General features: G+C 38.7%; 26 protein-coding genes and 2 pseudogenes. 22 read left to right on the top strand and 6 right to left on the bottom strand.

Going from position 1 to position 24,666, the window contains the following annotated elements:
• Window positions 1-16 precede the first annotated feature (16 nt).
• Together AC4NPH_RS01410 and AC4NPH_RS01415 are read right to left on the bottom strand one after the other, a co-directional pair.
• A complete protein-coding gene (locus tag AC4NPH_RS01410; protein ID WP_057273325.1) occupies window positions 17-1,276 on the bottom strand; it encodes an erythromycin esterase family protein in 1,260 nt (419 codons plus the stop codon).
• An 86-nt stretch (window positions 1,277-1,362) separates the two neighbouring features.
• A complete protein-coding gene (locus tag AC4NPH_RS01415) occupies window positions 1,363-1,521 on the bottom strand; it encodes a hypothetical protein (protein WP_014459762.1) in 159 nt (52 codons plus the stop codon).
• Between the two features lie 169 nt (window positions 1,522-1,690).
• Between AC4NPH_RS01415 and AC4NPH_RS01420 the strand changes: the two genes are divergently transcribed.
• The 16 genes and pseudogenes from AC4NPH_RS01420 to AC4NPH_RS01495 all read left to right on the top strand — a co-directional run bounded on the left by AC4NPH_RS01420 (window position 1,691) and on the right by AC4NPH_RS01495 (window position 15,035).
• Entirely contained in the window at window positions 1,691-2,452 is a 762-nt protein-coding gene (locus tag AC4NPH_RS01420; protein ID WP_057273324.1) for an exodeoxyribonuclease III, read from the top strand.
• 117 nt (window positions 2,453-2,569) lie between these two features.
• Complete coding sequence (locus AC4NPH_RS01425; protein WP_057236015.1) at window positions 2,570-3,007, top strand: MarR family winged helix-turn-helix transcriptional regulator; 438 nt, start codon at window positions 2,570-2,572, stop codon at window positions 3,005-3,007.
• Window positions 3,008-3,200: 193 nt separating this feature from the next.
• Window positions 3,201-4,856, top strand: a complete 1,656-nt coding sequence (locus AC4NPH_RS01430; protein ID WP_013057386.1) for an MFS transporter — start codon at window positions 3,201-3,203, stop codon at window positions 4,854-4,856.
• Window positions 4,857-4,885: 29 nt separating this feature from the next.
• On the top strand, window positions 4,886-5,518 hold the full coding sequence (locus AC4NPH_RS01435) for an HlyD family secretion protein (protein ID WP_013057385.1): 633 nt from the start codon (window positions 4,886-4,888) through the stop codon (window positions 5,516-5,518).
• 154 nt (window positions 5,519-5,672) lie between these two features.
• A complete protein-coding gene (locus AC4NPH_RS01440) occupies window positions 5,673-7,067 on the top strand; it encodes an MATE family efflux transporter (RefSeq protein WP_014459767.1) in 1,395 nt (464 codons plus the stop codon).
• Between the two features lie 336 nt (window positions 7,068-7,403).
• Entirely contained in the window at window positions 7,404-7,835 is a 432-nt protein-coding gene (locus tag AC4NPH_RS01445) for a YwqH-like family protein (RefSeq protein WP_013057382.1), read from the top strand.
• Window positions 7,832-8,089, top strand: a complete 258-nt coding sequence (locus AC4NPH_RS01450; RefSeq protein WP_013083474.1) for a YwqI/YxiC family protein — start codon at window positions 7,832-7,834, stop codon at window positions 8,087-8,089. The genes AC4NPH_RS01445 and AC4NPH_RS01450 overlap by 4 nt, the downstream gene beginning before the upstream one ends.
• 18 nt (window positions 8,090-8,107) lie before the next feature.
• Window positions 8,108-10,297, top strand: coding sequence for a T7SS effector LXG polymorphic toxin (locus AC4NPH_RS01455; protein ID WP_491938540.1), 2,190 nt, complete (start codon window positions 8,108-8,110; stop codon window positions 10,295-10,297).
• A gap of 8 nt (window positions 10,298-10,305) precedes the next feature.
• Window positions 10,306-10,761, top strand: a complete 456-nt coding sequence (locus AC4NPH_RS01460; RefSeq protein ID WP_013057379.1) for an immunity protein YezG family protein — start codon at window positions 10,306-10,308, stop codon at window positions 10,759-10,761.
• An 84-nt stretch (window positions 10,762-10,845) separates the two neighbouring features.
• The gene (locus AC4NPH_RS01465) at window positions 10,846-11,010 is read left to right on the top strand and encodes an immunity protein YezG family protein (RefSeq protein ID WP_080518339.1); all 165 of its coding nucleotides are present in this window, start codon (window positions 10,846-10,848) and stop codon (window positions 11,008-11,010) included.
• A 685-nt stretch (window positions 11,011-11,695) separates the two neighbouring features.
• A complete protein-coding gene (locus AC4NPH_RS01470; RefSeq protein ID WP_041816698.1) occupies window positions 11,696-12,166 on the top strand; it encodes a polymorphic toxin type 15 domain-containing protein in 471 nt (156 codons plus the stop codon).
• A gap of 13 nt (window positions 12,167-12,179) precedes the next feature.
• Window positions 12,180-12,725: a T6SS immunity protein Tdi1 domain-containing protein gene (locus AC4NPH_RS01475; RefSeq protein ID WP_013057377.1), complete on the top strand. Its 546-nt coding sequence runs from the start codon at window positions 12,180-12,182 to the stop codon at window positions 12,723-12,725.
• Window positions 12,726-12,884: 159 nt separating this feature from the next.
• Window positions 12,885-13,205: pseudogene (locus AC4NPH_RS01480) on the top strand (DUF4274 domain-containing protein); the annotation flags it as partial.
• Window positions 13,206-13,432: 227 nt separating this feature from the next.
• Window positions 13,433-13,921 (top strand): annotated as a pseudogene (locus AC4NPH_RS01485) (immunity protein YezG family protein).
• Between the two features lie 27 nt (window positions 13,922-13,948).
• A complete protein-coding gene (locus AC4NPH_RS01490) occupies window positions 13,949-14,452 on the top strand; it encodes an ankyrin repeat domain-containing protein (RefSeq protein ID WP_013057373.1) in 504 nt (167 codons plus the stop codon).
• Window positions 14,453-14,540: 88 nt separating this feature from the next.
• A complete protein-coding gene (locus AC4NPH_RS01495; protein ID WP_098598641.1) occupies window positions 14,541-15,035 on the top strand; it encodes a hypothetical protein in 495 nt (164 codons plus the stop codon).
• A 91-nt stretch (window positions 15,036-15,126) separates the two neighbouring features.
• Here AC4NPH_RS01495 and AC4NPH_RS01500 read toward each other — a convergent pair whose 3' ends face one another.
• The gene (locus AC4NPH_RS01500; RefSeq protein WP_055992829.1) at window positions 15,127-16,521 is read right to left on the bottom strand and encodes an APC family permease; all 1,395 of its coding nucleotides are present in this window, start codon (window positions 16,519-16,521) and stop codon (window positions 15,127-15,129) included.
• Between the two features lie 39 nt (window positions 16,522-16,560).
• Window positions 16,561-17,331, bottom strand: a complete 771-nt coding sequence (locus AC4NPH_RS01505) for a carbon-nitrogen hydrolase family protein (RefSeq protein ID WP_491938541.1) — start codon at window positions 17,329-17,331, stop codon at window positions 16,561-16,563.
• Window positions 17,332-17,573: 242 nt separating this feature from the next.
• On the opposite strand from AC4NPH_RS01505, the gene AC4NPH_RS01510 reads away from it, so the two are divergent.
• Complete coding sequence (locus AC4NPH_RS01510; protein ID WP_098598642.1) at window positions 17,574-18,833, top strand: sigma-54 interaction domain-containing protein; 1,260 nt, start codon at window positions 17,574-17,576, stop codon at window positions 18,831-18,833.
• Window positions 18,834-18,845: 12 nt separating this feature from the next.
• A complete protein-coding gene (locus tag AC4NPH_RS01515) occupies window positions 18,846-19,640 on the top strand; it encodes a carbon-nitrogen hydrolase family protein (RefSeq protein WP_057236064.1) in 795 nt (264 codons plus the stop codon).
• A 26-nt stretch (window positions 19,641-19,666) separates the two neighbouring features.
• On the opposite strand, the gene AC4NPH_RS01520 is transcribed toward AC4NPH_RS01515, so the two are convergent.
• Window positions 19,667-20,539, bottom strand: coding sequence for a glycerophosphodiester phosphodiesterase (locus AC4NPH_RS01520; RefSeq protein WP_098196574.1), 873 nt, complete (start codon window positions 20,537-20,539; stop codon window positions 19,667-19,669).
• Between the two features lie 267 nt (window positions 20,540-20,806).
• Here AC4NPH_RS01520 and AC4NPH_RS01525 point away from each other — a divergent pair, with 267 nt between their 5' ends.
• The 4 genes from AC4NPH_RS01525 (at window position 20,807) to AC4NPH_RS01540 (ending at window position 23,643) form a co-directional block, all read left to right on the top strand.
• Complete coding sequence (locus AC4NPH_RS01525; RefSeq protein WP_013057366.1) at window positions 20,807-21,526, top strand: endonuclease V; 720 nt, start codon at window positions 20,807-20,809, stop codon at window positions 21,524-21,526.
• Between the two features lie 94 nt (window positions 21,527-21,620).
• A complete protein-coding gene (gene uptA, locus AC4NPH_RS01530) occupies window positions 21,621-22,214 on the top strand; it encodes an undecaprenyl phosphate transporter UptA (RefSeq protein ID WP_013057365.1) in 594 nt (197 codons plus the stop codon).
• 134 nt (window positions 22,215-22,348) lie between these two features.
• Complete coding sequence (locus tag AC4NPH_RS01535) at window positions 22,349-22,633, top strand: DUF3219 family protein (RefSeq protein WP_098314987.1); 285 nt, start codon at window positions 22,349-22,351, stop codon at window positions 22,631-22,633.
• A 14-nt stretch (window positions 22,634-22,647) separates the two neighbouring features.
• Complete coding sequence (locus AC4NPH_RS01540; RefSeq protein ID WP_055992823.1) at window positions 22,648-23,643, top strand: LLM class flavin-dependent oxidoreductase; 996 nt, start codon at window positions 22,648-22,650, stop codon at window positions 23,641-23,643.
• A gap of 17 nt (window positions 23,644-23,660) precedes the next feature.
• On the opposite strand, the gene AC4NPH_RS01545 is transcribed toward AC4NPH_RS01540, so the two are convergent.
• The gene (locus AC4NPH_RS01545; protein ID WP_255286316.1) at window positions 23,661-24,623 is read right to left on the bottom strand and encodes an aminoglycoside phosphotransferase family protein; all 963 of its coding nucleotides are present in this window, start codon (window positions 24,621-24,623) and stop codon (window positions 23,661-23,663) included.
• Window positions 24,624-24,666: the final 43 nt, after the last annotated feature.

A 24,666-nucleotide genomic window follows, 5' to 3' on the forward strand; every position in this document is an offset into this window, starting at 1 on the left:
AAGTCCGCTTATTTAATTAAAAGATGAGTGGCGATAAGGCGTGTGTTTTTTCTACATAAATAAAAGCATCATATCGTTTTGACAAGCGAGAAGGAACATAATTTCCGTATTGTTCAACCTCTGGGTCATATACAACACCAATGGCGCGGTGGCCTATCGTTGAATGAAAAAATTTTCGGTTTTCCTCTGTGAACATGAGATATTGATCAAAAGCACCTGCTCGGTGAATGGTATCTTCCCAGCTTCCTTCCATAGCTGGAGGAACGGTTAACTCCTGCTGAGGATTACCCCAGCTATCAGAAGCAATGACCGTGCCGTGATGAGTTCCGAATCCGACGGCGTAAACATGCTTCGGTCCGTATTCTTCACGGGTAAGCTGACCTACATTCACCATGCCGCTGCTTTTCATGTCCGTTGCTCTTGCATCTCCGATGTGAGTGTTATGCTCCCATACAATTCCTTTCGCGCTATCTTTGTAGTAAGATTGAATATATTTTAAAGCTTCTACCATATGACGATCGCGAATATTCCACGATTCATTGTCATTGGTAATCATCGTATGATAATAAGCTTCAGCATTGCTTGCTACCAGCGCATTTACCTGCATACTAAGCGCAGCTTCAGGCTCATGAGTATAGGTATCTTTCTTTTGCTGAATGGTTTGTAAAAGCTCTAAGATTTCTACCATGCAGTTTTTTCCGTAAAAGGCAGAAGAAATTCCGTACATCTGTGCTTCGCGATGAAAAGGTTCAAAGCATTCAAAGGCTTTTTTCGCTTTCTTTGCATCAGAAGCGTGGTTGTTTTCTAAGTACTCAATAATAGCTTCCATCGATTCCCACAGGCTGTATACATCTAAACCGTAAAAACCTACTTTTGGCTGATGTGCTGGCAAGTTGTTGTTATAATCACGAAGCCATTCAATCAATTCTTTTATTTCTTGATTGGCCCACATCCATGAAGGCCAGCGGCTAAAAGTTTTTAAGACATCTTCGGCATTGGCGTACTGAGTTGTATATCCTTTAATATAGCGATTAACTTCAAAACACGAAGGCCAGTCTCCTTCCACTGCTATAAAAGAAAAATCATGATGCTGAATTAATTCTTTCGTAATAGCTGCTCGAATTTCGTAAAATTCAGATGTGCCGTGAGATGCTTCGCCGAGAAGTACGTATTGAGCGCGGCTTGCTGTGTTAATAAGCGGCAGTAAGTCATCAATATTAGCAAAAGGGATGGAATATTCTTTGATAGCTTCTATCATTTGATTGGTTTTTAGCATATGATCACCTTATTTTTAAGAAATGAATAGCAAGAGCTTGAGACAGCAAGTCTTGCTACCAGTTAACGGGTTCTTATTTTTATGGATTACCTGCTGAAGTGCTTAATGGCAGAATCATTTAAAGAAAAATCTTCTTTAGTAAGCGCCGTTTGATTCTGTGTTTCGCATTCTTTAGTAGGGTGCTCTTCTTTTTTAGAAACAGTAGAAACTTCTTCGTTATTTTCATACGTGTAGTTTGTTGACATTATGTTTCACCTCTTGTATCTAGTGTTTGAGGTACAGAAAATAAAATAAGAAGAAATATCAGGAATACCTTAAAAAGAAGGGTACCCTTTAAATTATTTGAACTTATGCAAAAAATTGTCTACACTAAACACTGATACATAAATCAAGTGAGGAGAACGTGGACAGTTTATGAAGTTGATTTCCTGGAACGTAAACGGTATTCGCGCGTGTGTGCGAAAAGGTTTTTTAGATTATTTTCAAGAAGTGGATGCGGATGTATTTTGTATTCAAGAGACGAAGCTGCAGGAAGGACAAATTGATTTGCAGCTAGAAGGATATTATCAGTACTGGAATTACGCCGTGAAAAAAGGCTATTCTGGAACGGCTGTTTTTACAAAGCAGAAGCCTTTATCCGTTTCATACGGTGTGGGTAAAGAATCGGAAGAAGAAGGACGTATCATTACGCTCGAGTTTGAACAATGCTATGTAGTAAATGTGTATACGCCAAATTCTAAAAGAGATTTAGCGAGGCTTGAAGAAAGGCTGCAATGGGAAGATGATCTGCTCGTGTACTTGAAAAAATTAAATAGCCGTAAAGCGGTGATTTTGTGCGGAGACTTAAATGTAGCCCACGCAGAAATTGACTTGCGCAATCCAAAGCCAAACCGAGGCAATTCTGGTTTTACCATAGAAGAGCGAGGGAAAATGACGACGCTTCTTGCTAGCGGATTTCTTGATACATTCCGCTATTTATACCCGAATCAAGAAGGAGCCTATACGTGGTGGTCGTATATGAATAAAGTGCGAGAACGAAATATCGGGTGGCGCATTGATTATTTTATCGTATCAGAGAGAATTAGAGACGTTATTCAAGGAGCTGCTATTCATCCGCATGTAATGGGAAGCGACCACTGTCCTGTGATGCTAGAATTAAATGTACCTCATCTATGATTTCTTTCTATATAATAGAAGAAAAACGGAAAAAAGGTTGGTTCACGCGAACGGTTGCGGTATAGTAAACATAGCGAAAAGTACAGAATGTTCTATGAGATAAAGGGGGAGACAGAGGTGAAGCGAGACTCGCTGCAAACCATTGAGCACGAAATTGCGCTGCTTGTTCGTCTAACAACGACGCACAGTCCTAAGCTTGGAAGCTTGGACCGTTCTGAATATTTACTGTTAAGCGAGCTAGATCAGCGCAGTCCGCTCGGGATTAATGCATTAGCTGAAAATTTAAAGCTGAGCTTATCTACAGCTAGCCGGCAAGTATCTGCGCTTGAAACCAAACAGTTTGTTCGCCGCTTTCCGAGTCCAGAAAATGGGCGGATTAGTTTAATTGAAATGACGGATTCAGGAAAAGATATTTTGCAGCATGTACAAAACAAGCGGAAACAAGCCTATGCTGAAGTATTGGAAGACTGGTCGGAAGAAGAGATTTTAGCACTGGAAAAAAGCTTATCCCGCTTGAATCACGATTTTAAAAAATGGCGCAGTAATGGATGTTAAAGCGAATACATATAGATGAACAAAAAGGCTATTGAAAAATAGTCTTTTTAAGTTGAAACAAAGAAGTTGATTTCTTCATTAAAAGATGTATAATATGTAGTGCTGCTATAACTTGCATGATACAACTTGTACAATAAAATATGTAAGGAATTGTTAGTCATATGAAAAGAATTTAATAAAAGGAGGAATAAATATGAGTCAGAATAATCCAGCAGTAGCCTCCGACAAACAAGGTTTAAGCGTACCTAAATACTTAATTATGGCGATTTTAACGCTATTTTCAATTGGCCCTCAGTATTTTTTGAATTTATCTTACACGGTCAATCAAGTATTGATTCAAAATCGATTTGATGCGAGTACACAAAGCTTACTATTGCCATCTATTATTTCTAACTTGGCATTTGGACTCGGAGTACCTATTGGTCCGATGCTAACGAAAAAGTATGGCGTGCGTAAAGCATACTTAACGTTCGTTTTAGTCTTTTTAGCAGGTTCGATTATCAACGTTTTTTCCGAAAACGTTGCGTTTTTATCCCTTGGTCGTCTGATTCAAGGCTTAAGTTCAGGAATGCTGTTTTTAACCATTATTCCAGCTGCGCTGATCTCGTTTCCGAATAAAATCCGAAACTTCTTTTTAGTGTTAGCGATCGGCGGACTGTTCGGTTCAACGGCGATTGGAGCCTTTTTAGGTGCTGTATCTCTTAGCGTGGATAATTGGCGCTGGGTTTTTGTTTTAGGAATAATAGCTTCTCTTGTCTGTCTGTTTATTGGGTATAAGGTATTGCCTGCTCATGATCCAACTCAGCAAGAAGATCGACCAGTGGATAAGAAAAGTATCTTTATTCTTAGTCTTATTATGATTTTATTAGTGTATCCACTGTATGAACTAAGATATGAAGGATTCGCTTCTATTCAAGTGTGGCCATTCTTATTGGCTGCAGCAGGGTTAGTTGTCATTTTTGTTTTAGTTGATTTAGCGGCTGAAAATCCGTTAGTACCATTAAAATCGCTGCTAGCCGTAAAACCAGTTGCAGGTACAATTATGGCAATTGGCGGTCATATGGCATATATTCTAGCAATCGCAGGTATTAATGGCGTCATGCAAAATGTGCAAAATGCATCGTACACCACGCTTTCTTATTTTTATTTATACTTTTTTGTTGGGGTACTGATTTCAGCATTTGCGACGACATTCTTGTATGACAAGTTTGGTCCAGGTTACCTTGGAGCGATTGGATCACTTCTCATTGTCATTGTAGGATTTAGCTGGGTGAACGTATCAGCCGATACATCACTAGTGAGCTTGTATGTTCACATTATGCTCTTTGGTATGGGTGTTAGTATGGCACTGGTATCCGGTGCGCTAGGAGCGGCATTAGCCGGAGATTTACATCAAGCTTCGATGCGTTCGATTTCACTGCACTCCATTCGAAATTTACTAGGAGCCATTATAGCACCTGTAATAGGATGGTTTGTTGTTCGACAAAACGCGATTTATTATGAAGATTTTCGAGGTCAAATTAGCTCAGTAGATCCTCAGGTGAAGCTGCAGCTGTCTGAAATGATCAAACGCTATATGGGTATGGGAATGAGCCAAGGGGACGCAAAAACATCGGCTGTGACGGCTGTTGTAGCAAGCGCTAAAAAAGCGTCGATTTTACATGCGTATCACAACTTATTTTTCATGCTTGGTATTTTAGGCGTAATCATGCTCATTGCTTCACTAAGTAAAGCGTGGAGCGGTCAAAATAGAATTCTTGTTCAAAAAGAAGAGGTGCAAGAAAAAGCTGAGCCGCAAGAAGAAAGAAAAATGCTGCCGGCGCCTCAAACAGAAGAAACATCTGTATAATATACTAACTATAGAAAGAAGGAATTCCGATGAGTAAAAGTCGTTTATTGGTTACTAACATTGTTGGAATCATTGTGATTTTATTACTAGTAGGTTTTGGTGGATATTATTTCTACGAAAAAGCAAATTATGTTAAAACCGATGAAGCGCAGGTAGAAGCACCGCTTTCACAAGTTATGGCTTCAGCTAACGGTCAGTTAAGCGAATGGAATGTAAAAGAAGGAGATAGCGTTTCTCAAGGTGACTCTGTTGGAAGCTTAAAAGAAGGCGACAAATCAACAGACGTAACGTCTATGATTGACGGAACAATCATTAAAAACAACGCTTCTCAAAATCAATTAGTAAAAGCTGGCGATGTATTAGCACAAACAGCTGATTTATCTAAAATCTATATCAATGCAAACATTAAAGAAACAGACCTAGGTGATATTGAAGAAGGAGACAGCGTCGACATTACAGTGGACGGAGATTCAGGTAAAGTCTTTAAAGGTCATGTTGAAGCAATCGGCCGCGCAACAAACTCAGTGTCTTCTATGCTTCCTGCTCAAAATACAGGAAACTACACAAAAGTAACGCAAAAAGTACCGGTGAAAATTTCAATTGATGATGCATCAGATAAAGTTCTTCCAGGTATGAATGCGGAAGTGAAAATTTCAATTTAACAACGGAAAAAAAGCTGCTTCCTTCAAGGGAGCGGCTTTTTTTATGCCTAAACAAATAAAATAAAAAATGTGCTAAAAAGGGGATGTATACAAAGGAAATGTGTGGTAAGATACTTCTTGTTTGAAATTGGATATCGGTAAAGAAGGTGATGGGATGACCGCGGTCGAAACAAAAAAAGGGCCAAAAGAAAAGCTGAATTTGTTTTTCTTAACGTGGCCGATCTTTTTAGAAGTGTTTCTTTTTATGTTAATGGGGATTGCTGATACCTTTATGCTAAGTGCGCTGTCGGACGATGCCGTATCAGGAGTCGGAGCAGCCAATCAATACCTTCACATTGCGATTTTGGTGTTAGAGGTCATTGGCAACGGGGCGGCAATTGTTGTCTCTCAGTATTTAGGATCAAAACGGTATATGGAAGCGTCAAAGATTTCTGCTTTGGCCGTTACGTTAAATTTAGGAGTCGGGCTAGTCATTAGCGCGGGTTTTCTTTTGTTTTCAAGACATATGATGGAAGCTATGAACTTACAAGGTGACGTGCTGATGTATGCACAAAGCTATTTATCCATCGTCGGAGGAGCTATTTTTCTTCAAGCGATTATTAACTCGCTTGCAGCGATTATTCGCGTACACGGCTTTACGAAGCAGGCGATGTTTGTTTCACTTGGAATGAACATTTTTCATATTGCAGGAAACTATGCTTTAATTTTCGGGAAGTTCGGCTTTCCGGAAATGGGCGTGCAAGGAGCTGCCATTTCATCTGCGTTTAGCCGATTCGTGGCGCTGATTGTATTCTTTTGGCTTCTGTATCAAGTGATGGAATACAGAGTGAAATTTCAGTACTACATTACGCTTTCAAAAGAATATATCGGTAAAATTTTAAAAATCGGTATTCCGTCGGCTTTTGAACAGGTTATGTATCAAGGCTGTCAAATTGTCTTTTTATACTATGCAACCTACTTAGGAGCAGAATCACTTGCTGCGAGACAGTACGCGATGAATATTTCAATGTTCATTTACTTATTTGCCATTGCAATTGGAATGGGTACAGCGATTATTGTCGGCCGTTTAGTAGGCGGAAACGAAAAAGATGAAGCGTACCATCGCGTATGGAAAAGCGTCAAATGGGCCAGTGCCGTAACGATGATGATGGTTGTTCTTGTGATGACATTCAGAACACAGCTGATCAGCGTGTTCACAGACAATCCACATATCATTGAGCTTGGGGCGACGGTGCTGCTTCTGAGCATTGTGCTTGAAACGGGAAGAACGATGAACATTGTGCTGATTAACTCGCTGCGGGCAGCGGGAGATGCCAAATATCCGGTGTTAATTGGTGCGATGTCAATGGTCATGATGAGCTTGCCGCTCGGTTATTTCTTCGTTTTCCATTTAGACATGGGGCTCGCTGGCATTTGGCTTGCCATCGCAGCCGATGAATGGACGCGCGCAGTTATTATGTTTTTCCGCTGGAAAAGCCGGGCGTGGGAAAACTACGGACTTATACAGCACGAACAAACAGCTGAAGAACCAACGCCGGTTCAAGTATAAAACAAAACCTCTGCAGGATGTGCAGAGGTTTTTTGCTGTGTAAAAAAACGAAGTGAAGCTGGTCTTTTTACGCAAAAAGCTTTAATTTGTAGGAAAAAACGGATATGGGTACAAAGGAATGGTTTTATTCTACTTATTCTTTATTTTAGATAACGGTATATGGTTGGATGACGTATTTAGACATGAGTCTTTTTTCTCTGATTTTCCATTTTTATCTCAATTCATGAAACTAGAAGCATAAAAAAGAGAGTTTTTTCCTATTTAGCTATAATGAGACAAATTTTATACTTATAATTATTGGATTAAACTCGAATTGTGCGGAACAGGAGGAACGATATGGGGTTAGGAAGCGTATTAGACGGACTGCTGGGTGAAGTATCTGGAAGAGTCTCAGATGTAGAAGGGAAAATCTCTAAGCTAAGAACAGCTAAAAGTAAAATTGAGCATGAACAAGCTGTTTCATTAAAAGAAATTGAACACATCAAAAAGCCTGAGCTGGGAGACAAATGGACGGGTACGTTATCGGATGATTTTGACGAAAAACGTACGGCAGCCTACGACAACATAAAAGGCATTTTAGACGGTGATTACGATGGATACATTCGTGAAATTGAAACAAAGATATGGGCGCTAGAAGCTGAAAAAGGAGCTTTGAGCGGCTTGAACGCCGTTATTGGAGAAGCGGATTCTTTATTAGCTAAAGGTGAAGAAGCCTATGACGCAGTAGAAAACAAGATTAGTGAAATTAGAAGGGGGCTGTTTTCATGACAATTAAGCTTGATCACGCTGACGTTATCAAAAAGCTTGAAGCAGTCAGCACAGCGATTGGAAATTTATCCATTAGCAAAATGCCTGACCTTGGAAAAAACAGCCTTGATACTACAGAGAAATGGGAAGCGCGCGAAGAAGAAATTCAAACGCTTATTTCTACTTATATAAAAGCACTAAACAAAAACGTAAAAGATACAAAATCTAATGTAGACTTACTAAAAGAACAAGACGAATCTATTATCCATTCGTAGCAGCAAAGGGGGATGACTGTGGGAAAGGTATACGATGCAAAAGCGCTGTTTGATGTAGCAAAAGACAGGGAACAAGCCTACGATGAGTTACTCAGCCAGCTGGGTGAACTGAAAAAAGCGCTGCAGGGCGTAGCGGACTTAGAAGGCAGCTTAGAAGGAAAAGGCGCTGACAATATAAAATCTTTTTACAAGCAGCACGCCGATACGGCCGGACAGTGGGAAAACTTAATTAAAATGCAGCAAAGCTATTTTGCAACGCTTCACGTTAAAGCTGAAAAAGCAAAGCTAACAGGAAGCACGATTGTAACTGAATCATTTTTAGAAACAGAGCTAAAAAACGCCAACAGCAATGCTAAACAAATGGTTGCTCAGCAGCACGACGATCTGCAGAGTATTTTAAACGGCATTGACGACATCGTCTCTATTTCAGCGTTTTCAACGAGTGAGTTTAACGATAAAATAGAAGAAGCAGAGAAAAAACGCACCGATACAATTGAAGCAGTGAACCAGCTTGACGCTGAATGGTCAAAAGAATACAGCGAAATGGACGATTTCTATACGGTAGTGGATACGCTAGTAAGCGGCTTAGAGCTTGCTACGAGTCAAGGAGGAAGCGTCTATCAGCTCGCCTTTGACGAAAAAGCTTATCACGACAGCGAGCTGTATAAAGTTCAAACAAAGCTAAACGACTATGCAACTTCGTATGTTGACTACAACAAGCAGCAAGAAGAAGTATACGAGCTGGAAAAAAAGCAAGAAGAAGAAGCAAACAAGCCGTGGTATGAAAAAACGTGGGACGCGGTTTCTACCTTTACAGGAGAGGTCAGCGGATATTATGATTATAAACGAGCAGCAGAAGGCGTGGACCCTGTTACAGGTGAAAAACTTTCCACCTCACAGCGCGTCGCAGCGGGAGCCATGGCAGCAGCCGGCTTCATTCCGGTCGTCGGCTGGGTAGGAAGAGCCGCAAAAGGCGGAAAAGCAATCTACAAAACGGCTAAAGGCCTAAGCGCAGCGGATCACGCCTTAGACGCCTACAAATCCGCCAAATCCTTCAAAGTCCTGGAGCAAACCGAAAAAGGGCTCTACGGTCTTGTGGCTGCAAACGGGCTAGGAGAATATATGACCGGACGCGACATGTTGGGGAATAAAATCAGTGAAGAGCAGCGTAAAGCAAGTCTTCTGCAAGCCTTAGGAATTGCTGGAGCTGGGGCGCTTTCTACGAAGGTAGCGGGGAAAATGGGACAAAGCCTTGCGACCAAAGGAATCGAAAAGCTCAACAACATGCGCAACACGCTTCGCACAAGCGCCGTTGCCAACGTCACAAAGCAAGCCTACCAAAGCGTCAAAAATGCACCGGCCTCTTGGACACAGTCGCTACATAAAACGTATAACAACATCCTAGACAGCAGTATGCCAAGACTGGGGCCAGAGCTAGCACCTGCAGGTCCAGCACTTGCCCAGCAGACCGTGAGAGAGACCTTGCAGAACGCGAAGAAACAGACGATGCAGATGATTGGTAAGGTGACCTACGATCCTGTTCATAATCGCTATCGCAGAGCTGATGGAAGGTTTATGTCCAAGCGTGATGTGGAGAAGCTGGGTGATTCGGTTAAGGTAGAGACGGTTCGGAGAGTTGATAAGCCTGTAAAAGTAGAGCGTGTGAGTGAGCCTCAAATCTCAAAGGCTACAAGCCAACGTATTCCTAGGTCTAGTGGATCTAAAAGGTTAATTGCATCAGGAGAACATTTTACAAATGGGAGAAGAAATAGGTTAAAGCCCGACGTTAGGTATAAAACGGGGGAGCATGACTACTTTTACGAAACAGATAGCATGGGTAGAATTGTAAAATTCGAAACAGAAAATTTACAGTTAACAACAAGAACCGAGAGGTTATCACATAGTAAAAACACACCAGGTAAAATAAAAGGCCAAGACCACGCAGGACATTTGGCAGCAGATAGGTTTGGTGGTTCACCTAAAATCGATAATTTGGTTTCGCAGTTGTCTGATGTAAATTTAATTGAATATAAGAAAATTGAAGAGGAATGGGCCACAGCTTTGAAGAAAAACCCTCCCCAAAAAGTAACAGTTGATGTTGAAGTTATTTATGCGGAAAACGATATGCGCCCAGATAAATTTGTAGTGAGGTATACTATTGATGGTGACCTCGTTTCTAAAACGATTAAAAATGAACCTAAGGAGTAAAAAATGCGATGAAAGAATTTGAAGATTTATTTAGTGAATTGCAGGCAGATATGATTTCCATCTGTATGGAATATGTTGAGGACAGAGCAGACAAAGTTTATGTGTATGCTTCGTGTGAAGGAAATATTATTTCAAGTAAGTTCTTTTATCTCATCAACAATCAGTACGTAAAATCTCATCAAGTGAACGATGCATTGGAGGATGGAGAGGAAAGGTATGATGCATCCCCGCAAAGAGGATTTATGGTATTAGATATTTTAAATGAAGACATTGAAAAAATCGAAGCGTTGTGTGAAGAATATAAGCGAGACGTGCCGACAGAGATGAAATTAATTTATGATGTGAAGAGTGGTCATTTTAAAGCTGAATATAATTACGAGTTGGTTTACACAAATGATGATAGTAAAACATCTAATTATATTGCTAATGAATGGTATGAAGAAGTGAAAAATAATAAGCTTTAATTTCGTATGGATGTGTGAGTTTAGTAGAATTCATTTTGGTTTGAATCAATAGATCATCATATTTGATATTCTTTTGAAGTTTTTTTGTATATAACGACTGATTATACAGATTGGTTGAATACAGATTACGGATTTGTAGCACAGAAAAAGATTTGGAAGTACAAATATTTAGATGAAGTACCAACAGATGAAAAAACTAAGAATTTAATAGATCAATATTTAAAAGAGTATCCCAGTAATCCCATTTAAATAATTATTAAAGTTATAAGTAAACACACTGTATTTTATGAAAATCAGTGTGTTTTTATATTATAGAACAACTAAGACTTTTAATTTAAGCCTTTCTCACTGATGTAAAACTCTTCAAATCTCAACTCACTATAGCAACCGCCTTGATAAGGAATAAGGAAGAGTTGCAAACGGACTAGGAGAATACATGACCGGACGCGACATGTTCGGGAATAAAATCAGTGAAGAGCAGCGTAAAGCAAGTCTTCTGCAAGCATTAGGAATTGCTGGAGCTGGGGCGCTTTCTACGAAGGTAGCGGGGAAAATGGGACAAAGCCTTGCGACCAAAGGAACCGAAAAGCTCAACAACATGCGCAACACGCTTCGCACAAGCGCCGTTGCCAACGTCACAAAGCAAGCCTACCAAAGCGTCAAAAATGCACCGGCCTCTTGGACACAGTCGCTACATAAAACGTATAACAACATCCTAGACAGCAGTATGCCACGACTCATGCCAGATCTTGTGCCGGCAGGTCCAGCGCTTGCCCAGCAGACGGTGAGGGAGACCTTGCAGAATGTGAAGCAGCAGACGATGCAGATGATTGAAAAGCCTGTAAAAGCAGAGCGTGTGAATGAACGTCAAATTCAAAAGGGTACGGGTGAAGTCAAGCATTTAGATAATATACCTAGAACAAAAGAAATTGAAGTGAAATGTAAATACAAAACTAAATTCGATTCAGAAGAATTTGCAAGACAGTTAAAGGATCAAGAAAAAGGTATGAATGAATTAACCGTACATGAATACCAGGAAAATCGAGAGCGATTTATTGATAAAGGCAGGGCAATAGAGGGAAATGTTGCTCAACAAACAGCTAGAGAAGAAGCTTTATCTGACAAAATTACCGAATTTATGGATAAAGGAAAATCATTTGATGAAGCAGAGGAAGAGGCGAAAAAATGGCTGAAAACCCAAGCGGCACTTCATAATCCAGATCAGGTTGCGGGAGGAAGGCCTGAAATAATAGGAGGAATGGGAGATAAGAGGGTTAATTTCTCTATAGGTAGTCAATGGAGGTCTAGAATCAAAATTGTTGATAAACAAATCGAGGGAATGGCAAACAACATGACACCAGAACAACTAAAAAATACGTATTTGAATATAAAGTTAACACATTAGAGGAGGAGTTTAAATGGAGCAATATTTAAAAGATTTTAAGTTACATAGTAAAGTTCCGAGTGAAATTATTGAAAAGTATAAAGAATTAGTACCAAATGAAGTAATAAATTTTTGGGGTAATTATGGATTTGGTACATTTATGCAAGGATATTTTAAAAGCGTAAATCCAGAGGAATTTAAAGACATTTTAGAGGAGAGTTGTCCAAGATTTAAGGATTCAATCGTATTGTTTGCTACAAGTATGGGAGACTTGATTATTTGGGCGGATGGATATGTTGGATTACTTAATTACAGGTATGGCATAGTAAAGATCATTATGTTTACATTTGAATTTTTCTTTCAAAATATTGCTAATTTAGAATTCAGGGATGAAGATTTATCTTGGCAGCCTTATCCCGAAGCGCTTAAACAATACAATGAGTTAGAGTATGATGAGTGTTTTGGTTATACACCTCTATTAGGGTTAGGTGGAGCAGAAAAAGTAGAGAACTTAAAAAAGGTCAAATTGAAGGAACATATTCTTATTATTACTGGTTTTATGGGGCCAGTAGAGGTATAAGGTTCGTTCTAATGAAGTAGACTTACTACTTATTTTATATTTTACAAGCAGATCGTATAGGAAACACAATAACGAATATATAAATAAAAAAACAAAGTACGTGTGAAATGAGTAGAAAAAGAATTACGAGTCTAGGTGAGATGACATTTTATCATGTTAGGATTTGAAGTGCCAACAGTTATTCTAGAAAATGCAGCTTGTGATTTTGGAACAGGTTTACTGATGTTTCATTATGCAGACGGGTATCGTATGTTAGAAGATCCTGGTGAGGTTTTAAATTCTCCCTTGGAAAATTGGGAAAAATTTTTAGAGGAAGTTTACAACAAACTCATAAACTTAGAGTTTACATCTCAGGATATTTCTTTCAATCCTGAATTAACAAATATTCAAAAATATAAATTAAAGAAGAGTAATCCAAACATTCCTGAACTCCTTATTAATAAATCTCCAGGAGATGTGGTTGATATTTTTAAAATATAATGAATTAGTAACTAACCTTAGGGAGTAATAAACGCGTTATAACAAGAGAAAAGAGTTAGGTCTAAATCCGAAATACATAAGGGAAGTTAGATATACATATCAAGCAGCTGAATCTGGAAGAATGGCAGGTATAGAATTTGAGCGAACTGAAGTCATGAAAAGAGTGGCAGATGAGACCGTTTTTGTTGGCGTTTCATTAAGGTCAAATGTATCGGAGGTTGCTAAAAGTGGAAAATGAAATGAAGCAATTACATAAAGAAATAGCTGAAACAGTGAATAAAATGATACCAGAAGAATGGGGAAAGTTTTATTTTTATGCTCAAATATAAGAAACTGGGGGAGGTACTTATTTTTTTTATAATACACCTCAGAATACACAAAGTTTTACGTATAGCTTGAAAATCCCGTTTGAGTATCATATGGATCAACAAGAATTTAAAAAATGTAAAAGAAAACTGTTTGAATTGAGCAATCAATTAAGAAGCAGTTTTGAAAATAATCATCAAGAGCTTTGGTATTCATTTACAATGTCTGTAGATAGTAACAGGAAGTTGAACATACACTATGATTATACGAATTGGTTCGATACAAAGTATAGTTTTAGTGACCAAATGATAATTTGGAAACGTAAATATCTAGGTGAAGAAGCAAGTGAAGAAAAAGATATAGCATTAGTTGCAAAGTACGATAGTGAATTTCCGAATGACCCTATTTGAGTAGATGATAATGAAGGAGTTTGCATAGTGGACCGAAACCATAGTAAGAAATTGATAAGAAACGCCATTAAAACTGGCAATATCAACGTAGTGAAAAAACTAATAGGTGATGATATAGAGACTTTGAATACCGTGACTGTATTTGGTACGTGGTTACATGTAGCGGTTAAAAAGGAGAACCTTCAAATCGTCCGGTATTTAGTTGAAAAAGGAATTGACGTTAATGCGAAAGGCGGGACATTTGATGCTTCTGCGTTAAATCTAGCAGCTGGGTCCGGTAATTTAGAGATAGTAAAGTATTTAATAGAATCTGGAGCAGAACTAGATGTGAGCTTAGCGAAGAGAAATCCGCTGTTTGGAGCGATTTATGGGGGGCATCAAGAAGTAGTTAAATATTTAGTACAAAAAGGAATAGATGTGTCTATTAGATACACGGGAGAAAATATCAAAAATATGAATGCTTATGAATATGCAAGAGAGTTTGGGCAGACTGAGATTGCTGAATATTTAAAACAAAAGCTGAATGACTGAATGAAAAAGTACAAAAGAGAGTACTTACAGATTAATTAAATCGTATATAACAGGTCACAAAGCTAATAAAAGCAAGGAGGTCCACCTCGTGCTAGAACCCACATATGCTGAAAACGTAATTGTCGGAGTGATACATAAAAAGCAGTTTCAATGGTATGTAACCGATCGAGAGCTATGGTATTTGGATTATGTGAAGTTTGCACAAGCTTTTGAAAATGAAGGTGATTCAGCCGTTGACGAATACATTGAACCTGAACGAAAAGGTATCGAAGTTCTTAGCAGTGAAAATGCTGAGCTTTTTTTAAAACGTATAGAGTCGTATAAAGCAGATTCGTCAACTCTTTTAAAGTTGTTTGAAGATAAAATAGAAAGCGTAGATGAAGAAGATGTATTAGACTTTAGCCCTTCGTTTTTGGTGGACTTTGATCAAAAGACGTTCTACTCACTGTTTCCTGAGCCGGCTTCATTTGAAGAATATATTCCAAGGGATTGGAAAGGAACGTATGAAGACTTTACAGCTTTGGTTCCGGAAATAGAAAAGTATTGGATGAATAAAGATGGAGAAAGTTTATTTAAGCTGTGAAGACGGAAAAAAGCGTTGGATAGTTCTGTTCGAGTATTCAAGACTGACATGAGAGAGGGATGCTGTAAATAGCATCCCTTTTTTAAAAAATTTACAATGTCTTTTCAGCAGCTTTTTGATGTGAAAGAGAGGAAGATTTCGTTATTTCCTCTTCATCGAAATCCATTTCTGGAGGAGAAAGCTTAAATCCTTTTGTAAGAAAAGTTAAGTACACAAGTCCTATGGCAGTCCAGACGCTTCCTAGCACTAAAGCGTGTTTATCTAAATTAATAAAGAGATAGAAATCAAGGGCCGCTCCAATAGCTGGTATAAGAAAGTACAGAAGAAAACGATTCTTTCTTTCATTTTTTAACGTGAAGTAATAGTGAAAAATGACCGATAGATTTACAAAAATAAACGTTAAAAATGCTCCAAAGTTAATAAATGAAGTAGATGTACTTACATCAAGCTTAACGGCCAGTAGTGAAATGCCTCCTATGAATAAAATATTCAATAGGGGTGTTTTCGACTTTCGATGAAGATACCCAAATATCTTAGCGGGAAGTACGCCGTCTCTTCCCATTGCAAATAATAAACGGGCTCCGCTTGTTTGAGCAGATAAGCCAGATGCGAATTGAGCAATAATTAATCCAGCTAGAAAAATAGAGCTAAATAAATTGCCGCCGATTTGTACGGCAATTTCAAATGCTGCTGAATCAATATTTTGAAAAGATGTATAGTCAGGATGAACAAGTTGTAAAAAATAAGAAGCTCCAATAAAAATGATGCCTCCAATTAATGTAATAAGAAAGATAGCTTTTGGCATTGTTTTTTCAGGATTAATGGTTTCTTCAGATAGAGTTGTAACAGCATCAAACCCTAAAAAAGAATAGCAAGCAATGGAAGCCCCAGCGGCTACAAACGAAAATGTAAAATGCTCGTTCAAGAATGGGTTAAAGCTAAAGAGTGCAAAAGGTGATGAACCTTTTATAAGGTATATAATGCTTAGTGAAATGAAAATACCAACTACGAGCAGTTGGAAAATCATCATTAATGCATTAACGTTCGCCGCTGCTTTTAAGCCAAGTATATTGATGACAGTTGTAATAAATATAAAGGCTAGTACAAATGTCCAAAGAGGAATGTTAGGGAAAGCTGTATGTAAATAAACAGCTCCTATCAGCCAAATAACCATAGGAAGAAACAGATAGTCTAGTAAAACAGCCCATCCAATCATAAATCCGACATATGGATTTATGGATTTTCTTGTATACGTATAAGCAGACCCTGCAATAGGAAAAGCTTTAGTCATTTTACCGTAGCTATAAGCCGTAAATAGCATAGCGGCTAAAGCCACTATATAAGCAGTGGAAACTAATCCATGGGTGGTTTCAGCCAACAAGCCATAAATACCAAATACAATCATTGGTGTCATATAAGCAAGTCCAAACAAAACAATATGTGACAACTTCAAAGTTGGAACTGCTTGGTTTCTTTTTGTTCCCATCTTTGCGCCTCCCTTAAAAATTGTTTTTAATCTTCTTATCTATTTGTACAAATCCGCTCTTCTGTGCATAAGGTAATTAAGCTTCTGATCTTTTGATTCCTCTAAAGAAATAGCTACTGTTGAGATTTGTTCCTTGCTACCCATTTTTAGAAGAACTTTTCCTTTACTGTTGACGACTGCGCTATGTCCAAAAAAGAATGTATCTTCTTCAGAGCCTATTCGATTGCATAGAGCAATCGGCAGCTCATTTTCCATAGCACGGCTTTTTAAATAAGTTATTTGATAATCTTCGTAAGGGCTCATGTTAGCAAGCGGGATGATGAGTAAATCCGCTCCTTTTATTTTTAAAGTTCGGGCCACTTCAGGGAATTCAAGGTCATAGCAGATCATTAATCCAATGTTTCCGAATTTGGTTTTGAAAACAGGTAAAGTGTTGCCTGGGCGGAAGATTTCTGCTTCCTTGTCAAAAAGATGTGTTTTTTGATACGTACCAATTACAGTTCCGGTATCATCTATAAGAGCTGATGTAATATGATAATGCCCGTTAGCTGTTACTTCAGGAAAAGATATAACGGCGTGGATGCTGTGATCCCTGCAGCTTTGTTGGAAAAGCTGCAAGCTTTCACCACTCACGGATTCAGCTAGCTCCTTAATATCATCCCAAATAAAATAACCTGTTAAACAAAGTTCCGGAAAGACAACAAGGTCAGCGTGTTCGCTTACAGCTTGCTTGATACAGTCATTTATTTTTCGAATGTTTTCTTTTTTATTGCCTAGTACAGGACAAAACTGAGCAATTGTAATATTCACTGTAAAGTACCTCCTCATAATCGTTTTCACTATAAATACAAGCAAGAAGTGTGCCAACGCATTTTTTCAGTTAATTCTGATTTTTAATCTTTAAAAAGATGAATTTTTTCATTATACTAATAGGGATAAAAAGAAAATAAGTCATATTCTGCTTATATAGTTATTTGGAAAGCTAAGATGATGATTTTTATCATCAATGATGCGATTTTTCATTAGAAACAATCGAAAGGAGGAAATGGATAATGAGGAATTCTTCAATAGGTACCTGCGAATCAATAGTAGTCATCATAAATCATGAAGGACGCATTGATACCGTATCTATCAATAATAAACAAACCAGTCACTTATCGTTGTTTCAAGAAAATATGTTATTTGAAGAAGTTCAGTGGAAAAAGGTCTTTACTGCTGCTCCAAGTGACTCTACTCAGTTATTAAGCACCTATGAGGGAAGAACCTTTCTGTTTACTCTTCACCTTGTCCAAGCGAACTCTTACATAAATCAAATCGTGACATTAGCGAATATATCTCAAAGCATGTTTAACCCTTATTCCAATGAAGAACAGCATAAAACTGATGAGTTGATTATGGAATCATCTGCTATGAAACGAATTGGTAAAATTATTGAAACAATTGCTCATGTAGGCTCCACTGTTCTTCTACTAGGTGAATCGGGAGTAGGCAAAAGTCAAATTGCTAAATTTATTCATAGTACTAGTACACGTTCAACGCAGCCTTTTATTTCTGTTAATTGTGGTGCTATTCCAGAGAGTTTAATCGAATCAGAGCTATTTGGGTATGAAGAAGGAACTTTTACAGGCGGAAAAAAAGGAGGAAAGGTCGGCTTATTTGAAGCTGCTCATAAGGGAACAATTTTTCTAGATGAAATTGCGGAATTTCCTTTAAACCTACAAGCAAAACTGCTAGGTGTTTTGCAAGAAAACGCGGTGCGAAAAGTAGGAAGTACAGAGGAAAAAAAAGTAGATGTACGAGTAATTGCTGCAACAAATAAAAATTTACAGGAGCTTGTTGAGAAAAAATTATTTCGTGAAGATTTGTTCTATAGGCTTAATGTCGTACCGCTCACTATTCCACCTCTTAGAGAGCGAGAAAAGGACATACATATCTTAATTGATCATTTTCTTTTTAAATATAATACAAAATATCATCTTCGAAAAGAAATTAATGATGAAGTAAAACAAGAGCTTATCCAATATAAATGGCCAGGAAACATAAGGGAATTGGAAAACACGATAGAAAGAATTGTCGTCACAAATATGACTGAAAAAGAAGTGCTAGAAGAAAAAAATATACGTGAAAACGGTTGGTCATTTTCTCCTAAAGCACCAATGTCTTTGAAAGAAGCTAAAAGACAAGTAGAAAAAGAATTAATTTTAAAAGCTTACGGTGAATACAAAAGTACTTACAAAGTAGCAGAAGTACTGCAGGTTGATCAGTCTACTATTTCAAAAAAATTAAAAGTATACAAAAAAGAAGGTTTTTAAAGAGGTGAAGGGATGCGTCAATTAAAAATTGCATTAGCCCAGCTTAGAAGCAATTTGCATGATAAAAATAAAAATTTAAAGAGAGTTTTTGGAACGATGGAAGCGGCTAAAGATCAAGGTGCGGATTTTGTGTTATTCCCTGAATTATTTTTGACTGGTTTTTTGTTAAATGAACAGGTGGAGGAATTAGCTGAATCAGTAGAAGGAGAATTAATCACGAAAGTTAAAAAATGTGCTAAAGAATTACAAATAGGAGTTATTCTTGGTTTTCCGGAAAGACACCACTTTAAAATATATAATTCCGCTGTATTTATTAATAAGAAAGGTGAGATAGTAGGAACTTATCGTAAAATTCACCTTTTTGATCATGAAAATTCATATTTTACTTCTGGAGATAGTATACCAGTCTTTGATACACCTCAAGGAAAGTTTGGAGTAATGATTACATATGATATGGAATTTCCTGAAGTGGCGCGAATTCTAGCATTAAAAGGAGCCGAAGTCGTCTTTGTTCTTTGTGCGAACATGATTCCTTACGAGCATCATCAGCACGTTTATTTGAGGTCAAGAGCTTTAGAAAATCATATTTTTATTGCAGCTGCTAATAAAGTTGGATTAGAAGATGACTATGTCTATTTTGGTGAAAGTGAAGTTATTAATCCTAATGGGCACTGTGTGTTTAAATCTCTTAATAATGAGGATCTTGCGATTGTTGACATAGACCTATCGTCTTCGGCAAGTTCAAAGGAAATTTTGAACTATTTAGATAATCGAAAGTCAGATTTATACAGAAGAGAAGGGTTATAAGAGCTCTTTATTAAAGAAAGCTGCTATTACTTTTTTACACCAACTAAGCGAGCAGTGTGGCTCGCGGAGCTTGCGTGAATGGTTTTCCCTATTTTTGTTGATGTTTGCACCCAATTCACTTCATCCGGATAATTCGTAATCACTCCGTCACTTTTTGTTTTCCACAAAAATGAAGCCGGAAGCCGCTTGGTTCCAGACCACGGTGATATTTTCATTCCGGCAGAATGGACTTGGTGGATGAGAGTAGGCGTTAGGATGTCATAGGACGGGTTAAAGTAAGTGGCAAAAGCGGCTAATTGCTGAATTGAGTTTGGGTTTGCATCTCGTTCTGAAGAAGTTAGTATGCCTATAGGAACATTTGGGAGAAGCTCATGCATTTTTTTCATGGATGAAACGTTAAAAGACTGAATGATAATGTGATCGAGCTGTCGCTTGTTGATTTCAAAAGCTACTTTTCTTTCAATTCCAGGATAAAGTTCCGGAGCTTTTAACTCTATCAATATACCGATTTTCCCTTGAAATTCATCTAACACTTGTGAAAGAGTTGGAATTTTTTCATTCGTAAAAGAATCGTCTTTCCAGCTTCCTGCGTCCAAGCGCTGAAGCTCAGCGTACGTTAATTCTCGAACGTGCCCGCTTCCGTTTGTCGTTCGGTCTACGGTACGGTCATGCATAATAACGAGTACACCGTCTTTGCTTTGCTGCACGTCAAGTTCAATGTAATCTGCATTCATTTCTAGCGCTTGGTGAAAAGCAGCCATTGTATTTTCAGGTGCGTAAGCAGAAGCTCCTCGGTGCGCAATGTTCGTAAGTTTTTCTTCCGTGCGTGCAAAAGCAGAAGAGGCGATTGAACAGCATAACAAGGCGACGGCGCTTAGACCAGCTAAATATTTTTTCATCACGTTTCTCTCCTATGCGTTGGTATAGAAATAGCGTAACGAAAAAATATGATGCTGATATAGCGAAAGTATGTAGAAAGCGTTGACATTTCGTAAAGAAAAATAGGGACTTTTTCCTGGTGATGTTTACAAAAAATGCGTAAAAGAATAGTGATTTTAATTAAATATTAAGGAAACAGCGCTATAATAAAAGGTGTAAAAAAAGAATAGGAATTTCTTAGAAAATAGTTGTATAATAGGTGAGTCAGTCAATGAAAGGAATGGAACATGGATATTCAGTACATACATACGTTTACGATGCAAACAAAAGAGGAGTGCCGGACGCTTCAGCAAAAGCTAAAAGCACAAATTGATTTAACATCACGCGTCAAAATGGCGCATATACATAACTGTGCTGGTGTTGATGTTGCGTATTGGGAAGAAAACGGCGTATCCTACGGAGCGTGCAGCATTGTAGTGGTTGATTATCAGACGAAAAACGTTGTGGAAAAAGTGCACAGTGTAGGAGAAGTAACGGTTCCTTATCTTCCTGGGTTTCTAGCTTTTCGAGAGCTTCCTTTAATACTTGAAGCGGCTAAAAAACTTCAAGTAGAGCCCGATGTGTTTTTATTTGATGGCAACGGATATTTGCACTATGAGCATATGGGAGTAGCCACACATGCTTCGTTTTTTCTCAATAAACCCACCGTTGGAATTGGGAAAAGCTATTTAAAGATCAAGGGATATGACTACGTTATGCCTGAAGATGCAGCAGGCGCTTATGAAGATATTGTGATTGATGGCGAAGTTTATGGTAGAGTAGTAAGGACAGCAAAAGGAGTAAAGCCTATTTTTCTGTCGTGCGGAAACTATATTGATTTGGACATGTCATATCAGCTCATGATGCATTTTATTTCCAAAGAAAGTAAGCTTCCGATTCCGGTGCGCCTAGCAGATCTGCATACGCATGAGCTGCGGAAAAGGTATCGGCAGTCAACGGGGAAGTAAGCTGTTCATAATGAGTTCATAGTTTCCTTTTATACTGATGGTTGGAATATAGTAGTAGTGTAAAATTATTAAAGAATGAGTAAGGTGATTAAAGGTGAGTTCATTTGTTGCGAGTATTTTAGATTTTCTAACGAGCCTTGGCTATCTAGGTATTGCGCTCGGTTTAATGATTGAAATCATTCCAAGTGAAATTGTACTAGCTTACGGAGGGTATATGATTTCTCAAGGTATGATTAGTTTTCCTGGAGCAGTCATTGCCGGAATTATTGGCGGAACGATTGCACAGTGGTTTTTATATTGGATTGGAGCCTACGGAGGACGTCCGTTTCTTCAAAAATACGGCAAGTACTTATTTATTCATGATAAGCATATTGATCTTGCGGAAAACTGGTTTAATAAATACGGCGCGGGCGTTGTTTTCTCTGCTCGTTTTGTCCCGGTTGTTCGACATGCAATTTCGATTCCTGCAGGTATTGCTAAAATGCCGTTTTGGAAATTTACGTCTTTAACCGTGTTAGCGATGATTCCTTGGTCGATTTTATTTATTTACTTAGGGGGAAAGCTAGGCGAGAACTGGGCGAACATTGAAGACGTAGCAAGCAAATATACGCTTCCGTTTGTAGTTGCGGCATTTGTTATTATTGTTCTTTATTTCGTATTCAAACGCACGCGTACAAAGCGCGTATAAGATCGTTTTTTGACTGAAAGCATGGCAAAAAGCCATGCTTTTTTTGCATGCGCAACCAGAAGCTCTTTTATTTGCTCATGACTTCTTCAAGTGCTATTATTTTTCATACGCACTAAAAAAGGAGACGATTTAACGTGGTACAAGAAATTGTATTAAATGATACGCCTATTCAAGTTTACAGCTATGAACAAGAGATTGTAAAAGGCAAAACGAAAATTTCAGTTGATTTTAAAGTAACAAGTGAGGAATATCATGCTATTACTACACTGTTATATAAAGGCACCTTTCATGTAAATGTCCCGGAAGAAGATCTGGATTTTCAAGGAACGATTCATCAGTACTCCACATCTTTTACAAATTTATATCAAAAAGGACAGGTAGGGGATTTTTCATTAAGTTTAATTGAAGTGAACGAATAAGGAGCAGATGCGTGATGAAAGTAAGTATACTCGACCAATCGCCCGTTTCATCCCATCAGACCCCAGCTGAAGCGTTAAAAGCATCAATGCAGCTGGCCAAGGCTGGTGACAAGCTTGGCTATGAACGCTACTGGATTGCAGAGCATCATGATTTGTCTGGACTTGCCTGTTCGGCTCCTGAAGTGATGCTTGGCTATATCGGCGCACAGACTAATACGATTCGAATTGGATCGGGAGCGGTGCTGCTGCCTCACTACAAGCCGTATAAAGTAGCGGAAACGTATAACATGCTGGCAACGCTGTTTCCAGGGCGCATTGATTTAGGAATTGGGCGCGCGCCGGGTGGATCGGCTGAAGCAACAAATGCGCTGTCGGATAATTTCTTGCAGCAAGTATTTAAAATGCCTGAACTTGTTGAAGAGCTTCTTCAGTTTTTAGACGATAAATTTCCGGCTGAACATGAATACGCAAAGCTTTCAGCTTCGCCGCTGCCGCCGGTCTCTCCCGAACCTTGGCTTCTTGGCACAAGTAAAAAAAGTGCTGAGCTCGCCGCTAGAAACGGAATGGCCTATACGTTTGGACAGTTTATGAGTGAACAAGACGGTTCAGCTATTATTGATCAGTACAAACAGGCATTTCAGCCAAGACAGGGCGGAGATCAGCCCTATGCGATTGTCACTGTATCGGTCATTTGCGCTGAAACAACCGAGCAAGCGCATCTCATCGCAACGAGCTCACTCGTATGGAAAATTCAGCAGGATAAAATGGAAGCAAAAGGCGTGCCTTCTATTGAAGAAGCGGCCAGCTATCCGCTTACAGAAGAAGAAGAGAAAAAAATCAAGAAAATGAAAGAAGCCATGATTATCGGAAATCCAGAAGAAGTACATGAGCGTCTTCAAGAAGTTCAAGCACGCTACGGAGCGGATGAACTCATGCTTGTGACCATTACGCACGATCCGGCTGACCGATTAAAATCATATGAGCTTATAGCAGAGAAATGCAAAAAATAAGAGCCGAATGTCGGCTCTTATTTTTTATGCCCGTAATAGCGTTCGTATAAGTGTTGAAATGCTTCTATGGCATGTAAAAAAGAAGCGGCGTCTTGGCGGTCTTCTATTAACCAGCACGTGGCTAGTACAGAATGAGCGTATCCCCACAGTAAGATTCGTTTTTTACTTACGTTTAGTTCTTTGACAAATATATTGATTCGATGGTCAATTGTCTCTGCCACGTTTGTCTTAGGCAGATGATTTAAAAGAAAAGGGACGATTTCGTACTCTTTTTCTCCAATTAACCCTTTTGGGTCAATTATTTTCCACGCTTCACCAGACTGTAAGATGTTATCATGATGCAAGTCGCCGTGAAGCAGAAAAAGCTGCTGAGAAGTGCGGTTTAATTCAGAGAAAACGGCTAGTGCATTCTGAAGCGTTTCAGAAGAAAGGAAATCAATACCGTTTGGATACATTTGTGTACACTCTCGAAGCTGTTTCTCTCTTTTAATGGCTGTTTCGATAGTGGAGTCTGAGTGCGGCATGCGCCATAGAGATTTCATGAGCCCAGCAGCGATTAACGCAGCTTCGTCTTTATTTGAGAAAGAGGAAAGCGGGCATCCGGGAGACAGCTTTTCGAGCAGTAAAATGCCTTTTTCAGCATCGCTGTCCACTATTTTTACCGTGTTCTCACCAGCTAGTGCTGTCAGTGCTTCTTGCTCATAAAGCAACTCTGAAGGCTCTACAAAAAATTTGACAACTAGTTCGCTTCCATCTGCTTTACGCGCAGGAGCAACAAAGTGGTAAGAAAGAGGGAAGTGAATGTGAATATTGATACGCCAGCGCTCTTCACAGTAGTGAATAAGCTGAGGAAAGTCAGCTAACCACTTTTGACCTTTATGAGAGTGAAGGTGAGTAACGGTGTCACAAAATGTTTGAGGCAGCGTATACATGCGTTTATCTCCTTTGTCGTTTCCAATTTTTTCTGATAAACTCATCATATACAGCCTACATAGAATCTGTAAAGAAAGAGGAGATCGTACA

This window comes from Priestia sp. MDV22-iso46 (assembly GCF_058629175.1).